This is a genomic window from Morganella sp. B601, assembly GCF_051172335.1.
GTDB lineage: Bacteria > Pseudomonadota > Gammaproteobacteria > Enterobacterales > Enterobacteriaceae > Morganella > Morganella morganii.
The window spans coordinates 1-1,169 of record NZ_JBPIZE010000019.1 but is presented as its reverse complement, the minus strand read 5'-3'; the positions used below and the strand labels follow the sequence as shown (position 1 = coordinate 1,169).

Annotated in this window: 1 protein-coding gene and 1 pseudogene; both read left to right on the top strand. The window is 51.8% G+C overall.

Features of this window, described 5'->3' with window-relative positions; all coding sequences use genetic code 11:
• Nucleotides 1-268, top strand: a pseudogene (locus ACSBQN_RS19255) (hypothetical protein); the annotation flags it as partial.
• Nucleotides 269-471: 203 nt separating this feature from the next.
• On the top strand, nucleotides 472-1,169 hold a 698-nt coding region (locus tag ACSBQN_RS19250; protein ID WP_434991809.1), incomplete at its 3' end, for a DUF3944 domain-containing protein.

Here is a 1,169-nt window from a genome sequence, read left to right as displayed (position 1 = left end):
TTCCGGAGATAAATATATTTGTTTTTATGCCGCCCTGCGGGCATGGAATGATAATCCCGGAGGGAAGAAGTATTTTTTATACTCTCTTAAAAAGGCATGGCAGCAGCGTTCTTTCCGGAAAAAACAAAAAAATAAAAAAACACTGAGCTGCAGTCTGGATGATGAAGTAAAAAAACATCTGGAAGAATTGGCTGAAACCTATGAAATGACGATCACCGATTTGGTGACCCGGTTAATTGAGAACGAGTACAGAACACCGAAAAAATAATTTTCCGGAATCAGTGATTTTTCAGATACACATTAACCTACTGACACTAAAGGGAAAATTCCGGTCAGGGCAACTGACCGGCGACACACTCTGTCGGTTCCCCGTTTTTTATCCCCCGAAAACAGCGATTTTCCGCGTCATACCCTGTCAGACCCCTTTGTTATGCTGTTGCTGTCTTAAATCACCTGTAAGGAATTTCTGTTATGGCAATTTACCGTATCGACCCGGACCTCGCGTTTATCGCTCAGTGCAGTAATGAAGACCTTGGTCTGCTGGTCTCTGTTCTAACGCACGACAGCAAAGACGGCAAAAAGCGTCTGGCGGAGTCTCTGACTGCCTCACCGGAATATCAGCTCTTTTACCCTGACCATCAGAAGTACTGGCCTGCTATCTGTGCCGAACTGCAGGCCTTCGGGGCCAACAGTCTGGTCACGCTGCTGCGCGGCAACAAAGGTGTGCTCTACCGTGAAATTCTGCACGATGTCTGCGACAAGCTGAAAGTGAACTACAACAAAGCCAGCCCGGTGGAAACCACCGAACTGAACCTGCTGATGAAAGTACTGGAGAAAAGCCTGCGGGAGATGTCGCAGGACGAACTGGTCCGCTTTGCGGACGGGCTGAAACTGAATCTGTCCGCGCCGACTCCCCAGCTTATCCTGCTCGCGGTGCAGGCCGCCGTGACCAGCTCCGGTGTCGCTGCCCTGCAGTTTGCCACTGTTGCTGCTGTCGGGGTGATTGAGGCGATGGGCGGTATCGCCACCTGGGGGACGCTCTTTGCCGCCAACCGGGCACTGGGGGTACTGGCCGGTCCCATAGGGATTGCGCTGAGCTCCGCATGGCTGATAGCCGATATCGCCGGTCCCGCTTACCGGGTCACCATTCCGGCCTGCATCATTGTGGC